The organism is Paenibacillus sp. P4_A7 (assembly GCF_056402455.1).
In genome coordinates this window covers 1-4165 of sequence record NZ_JBFUHJ010000475.1, presented here as the reverse complement: position 1 = coordinate 4165, position 4165 = coordinate 1, and the positions used below count along the sequence as shown (strand labels likewise).

Genomic DNA, 4165 nt, shown 5'->3' with positions numbered 1-4165 from the left:
GACCTGGTGCGGCTGGGAGAGTGAAACGGCAGCAGTCAAACGTCGAAGAGGCAGCTCATTGACGGATTATAGTAAATTTCAGTTGAATCGACGTCAGTTTTTGGTGATTGCAATTATTGCGGCATGCGTCATTTTCGCAGGAGTTTACTTGTTCTATCATTCGATTCTTGTGTCTTCTGCCTTAGCGCTAGCAGGTTTGCTGGCCCCTCGTTTCAGGCAGAGAACGCTGCTTCTTCGTCGCAAGGAAAGGCTGAAACTGCAATTTAAAGAAGCGCTTTTCTCTTTAACATCATCGTTAGCTGCTGGCCGCTCTATCGAAAATGCATTTCTATCCACCCTAGATGATTTGAAGCTGCTATATCCTGACTCGCGAACTGAAATACTGCTGGAATTTCAAGTGATCAGCTTCCGATTGGATAATGCAGAGCCGCTTGAGCAAGCGCTGCGAGGATTTGCTCAGCGTGCTCAGATCGACGAGATAACACAATTCGTTGATGCACTGTCTGCGTGCAAGCGTTCAGGAGGAGATCTGCTGGAGGTGATGAAGCGCACCTCAACCATCATTGGCGAAAAGCTAGAAATTGAGCAGGAGATTTCAGTTATGATCGCACAGAAAAAGTTTGAGGCACGGATTATGATGGCAGTTCCTTTTGTGTTTTTAGCTTTTTTGGGATTTGCCGCTCCCGATTATATGGCACCCTTGTATGGGGGGGCGGGCTACATTTTACTGACTGCAGCTCTTGCTCTTCTGCTCCTATGTTTCTGGATGATGAACAAAATGATGAGCATTCGGATGTAGAAAGGGGAGATTCGGATGGCAGCAGCAGTAGTTGTGCTGCTTACTAGTATGTGGTTGTACCTAATTKGTGGGAGAGTATTAAAGCTCGTATGGAAGCTAACGTTGCAAAGCGTTGGCAAACCTAAGTTGCCAGTACCTGTGCAGCCTCTAAAGAAACTTATTTTGCATGATCCATTTGCTCTCATTTTAGAGCGGCTTCGGCTATTCGAAACGCTTCAGCTCCAGCTTAGCAGCTATCACATGAAGCTGATTATTTTGAACGGCAGCGATTGGACGATTGAGCGAACCAAAGCAGATATAGCGGCATCCATAGGAAATGGTTATGCGGCGCTAATGGGTTGTGCATGGCTCAGCCTACTAGCTAAAGAACCATTGCTTCTCATGATGGGTCTCGTATTCGGTATTGTGCTTTCTATTCGTCAAGTAATAGACGCAAGACGAAGGGTGGAGCAGCGTAAGTGGCAAATGATCACGGAATTGCCGGATATGCTTAGCAAGCTGATGCTGTTAGTTGGTGCAGGGGAAACCGTGAACCATGCATTAACACGCTGCTTGGAAAGGAAAGATACGGATTCACATCCCTTGTATAAGGAATGGAGTGATACGGTTGCGATGATTCGCAATGGACAACCGTTCAGTTATGCAATAGAGCGTTTTAACCGTCGATGTGCAGTGCAGGAGGTTTCTATTTTCACCACGGTTCTTCTTCTCAATTACCGCCGTGGAGGCGAGCATTTTGTTCTGGCTCTTCGGGAGCTTTCCTACACTCTCTGGGAGAAAAGGAAGGCTATAGCTAGAGCGCGAGGTGAAGAGGCTTCATCTAAATTGGTGTTTCCGCTCGTAGGTATTTTATTAGTATTAATGATTTTAGTGGCTGCGCCTGCAGTTTTATTAATGTCTTAACCTAAATAGGAAAGGGAGATGGAAYGATGAGAAAGCTAGGACAAGCCATTCAGTCATTTTGGAAAGAGGAGGACGGTCTTGGGACGCTTGAAATTATTTTAATTATTGCTGTTGTCATTATTATCGCACTGTTGTTTAAAGACTGGGTAATTGCGTTGATTGAACGTTTAATGGGTAAAGCGGATGACGAAGCGGATAAAATATTTAGCTAGACACAGAACAGGGCGGGTGGTAAAAACGGTGAGACTGTGGCGCTTTAAAAGTATGCTGCAAGGGCTAAAGAAGGAGAATGGCAGCTTTACATTAGAATCAACGATGGTGTTCCCAATACTACTTTCGTTGATCCTCCTCTTTATATTGTTTGGCATGTACATGTATCAAAAGGTTGTTCTATATTATGCAGCCGCTTCTACAGCCGAACGTGCTGCCTTTAGTTGGGATAATAGCTTTCGAGATGTTAGAAGCGGGATGCTCTCTGAGCCGAAGTATGACAGTCTATATTGGAGATTAAGTGATGATGAAATGCTTACTAGCCTATTTGGAATGGGTGGTGAAACAGTTGACGCTGTAGTGAATCTTCCTGTGGAAAAACAGGAGGGGGCGGACAGTAATTCCGATTTGCCCTATCGAAAAATAGAGAAGTCGGTTAATTGGCTAGGACAGGCCGGTGTTGCCTACCAGGGGCGAATAAGTTATTCACATGGCTTGCTGAAAAGGAAGCTTGAAGTGAAGCTAAAGCAGCCTCTATCACTGTCACTAGCGGGAGAGAATTGGCTGAACCGAGAGCCCAAGACTGTGGCCACTGCTACCATCGTGGATTCGGTAGAGTTTATTCGCAGCGTGGATCTTGTAAGGTATTTTACAAAGAAGCTTAAGGGTGACGGGAGCGGAGGTAAATACTCAAAGTCGCAGGCGGGTAAGGTATTGTCTCCTTTTAAAGATGATAAGTCTCCTTTAAAGCAATGAATGTTCCAATACTATAGGGGGCAGGGAGATTTGATAGCGAATAAAGTACATAAAGCAGCTCGAACGCAACGCGTAATAAGACTGGTGTTGCGAGATGATGGCGCGGTAACGATATTTGCTGTAATCGTATTGTCATCGCTTTTGCTTTTTTTCTCGTTGTTAATTGATTATGCGCGAATTGCTGCACTCCATAAAGTGACGGAGGATTCGGTTCGATCCGGCGTTCGTTCGGTGCTGTCGGCATATGATTCGACCTTATATGAGAAATATGGCTTATTCGGACGCGGGGGGACGGCAGGTCAAATTATCTTTAATGAGACCGTTGCAAGTAATGTGGAAGGGACAATGATTGCATCAAAGAGTAATGTTAAGCTAGCCCGTTCTAAGCTGGAGGCTGCAACGCTGGATACTGCTGCAGTGCTTGGTAATCATGATATCTTTGCGAGGCAAGTGTTGGAGGAGATGAAATATAAAGCACCGGTTGATTTTACACTGGAACTGGCGGCGAGGTTTGTACCAATGGCGGGAGCGATGAAAGAAGCATCGGTAACGATGGATCTGCTCGAGAGTATGCGTAAATTGTATGAGCGGCGTGAAGCGCATTTAGCTAAGGCTCTTCAGTTGCAACAGGAGGCAGCTGATGTTGTAAACAAGAGTGACATTAGTGCGCGGATTCCGATGCAAGCTGCACTTGGTTCAGGGGGCAATACGGCCGTTAGCATTGCTAATGAGTACGATTCCTATTTATCGCAGGTTGTGTATGACAAGTCGATAACAGGTGATGAATTACCCAAATATACAAATGAAATAGCAGCGTATGAGGCAAAGGCGAGGACTGGAGCATTGGAGCTTCTGCGACAAAGTGCGGAGATGCTGAAGCAGCATATTAAGCTGCAAGGGGACGCTTTGTTAGAAATAGAAGCAGCAAAGGCACTGAATGATGAAATGCAGCTCCTAGTTCAGAAAGCGAATGAAGCATCAGATGATTCAAGCTACGATACAATTGCAAAAAGTGAAATCCCCGGTTCGGAATTGCATGATATGCCTTCTAACACAGAGTTAGATATCGAGCAGATCAAACAATCTGCAAGTGAGCTTTTGTTAGCGGAGAGCTGGTTCAGTGCGTACAGAAAGGAGATCGATGCTCAAGGTGCAGCCAGCTTTTCACTTAATAGGGAAGTTGAGAGTTTTCAATCCATTGTATCGGCTTCATTGTCGAGGCCAATCGCGAATTCATCGGCTGATGCATTAATAAATAGCGTTACAAATATACAGCTTGCCTATGGGTTGTACGAAGAGCGCTATATAAGACCAGCTGATATCCTTGAAGAGCGTAAGAAAACGTTGCACGACAGCGATGTGAAGAAGCAGCTTAAGCTGCAGGAGGCGCAAGCAGGTTCTCTCTGGAAGAAGGCACGCGGCATGCTTAATGGAATGACAAATGTTAAACAAACCGATGAGCAAGAGAAGCTTTTTAATCAGGTAAGGGCGCACTAT

5 protein-coding genes are annotated in these 4165 nt (G+C 45.4%); all 5 read left to right on the top strand.

Translation table 11 applies throughout. The annotated features are described in order from the left end of the window. Positions 1-799: type II secretion system F family protein (locus AC1DWN_RS29100; RefSeq protein WP_477562370.1), on the top strand; the 799-nt coding region annotated here is incomplete at its 5' end. Positions 800-814: 15 nt separating this feature from the next. Further along, positions 815-1702, top strand: a complete 888-nt coding sequence (locus AC1DWN_RS29095) for a type II secretion system F family protein (RefSeq protein ID WP_477562369.1) — start codon at positions 815-817, stop codon at positions 1700-1702. Between the two features lie 26 nt (positions 1703-1728). Next, positions 1729-1914: a Flp1 family type IVb pilin gene (locus tag AC1DWN_RS29090; RefSeq protein WP_477562368.1), complete on the top strand. Its 186-nt coding sequence runs from the start codon at positions 1729-1731 to the stop codon at positions 1912-1914. 28 nt (positions 1915-1942) lie between these two features. After that, positions 1943-2668: a TadE/TadG family type IV pilus assembly protein gene (locus AC1DWN_RS29085; RefSeq protein WP_477562367.1), complete on the top strand. Its 726-nt coding sequence runs from the start codon at positions 1943-1945 to the stop codon at positions 2666-2668. Positions 2669-2698: 30 nt separating this feature from the next. Continuing rightward, on the top strand, positions 2699-4165 hold a 1467-nt coding region (locus tag AC1DWN_RS29080), incomplete at its 3' end, for a hypothetical protein (RefSeq protein ID WP_477562366.1).

Coding starts and splice junctions, on each gene's coding strand:
- AC1DWN_RS29090 (WP_477562368.1), top strand. CDS start 1,729: ATGAGAAAGCTAGGACAAGCCATTCAGTCATTTTGGAAAGAGGAGGAC.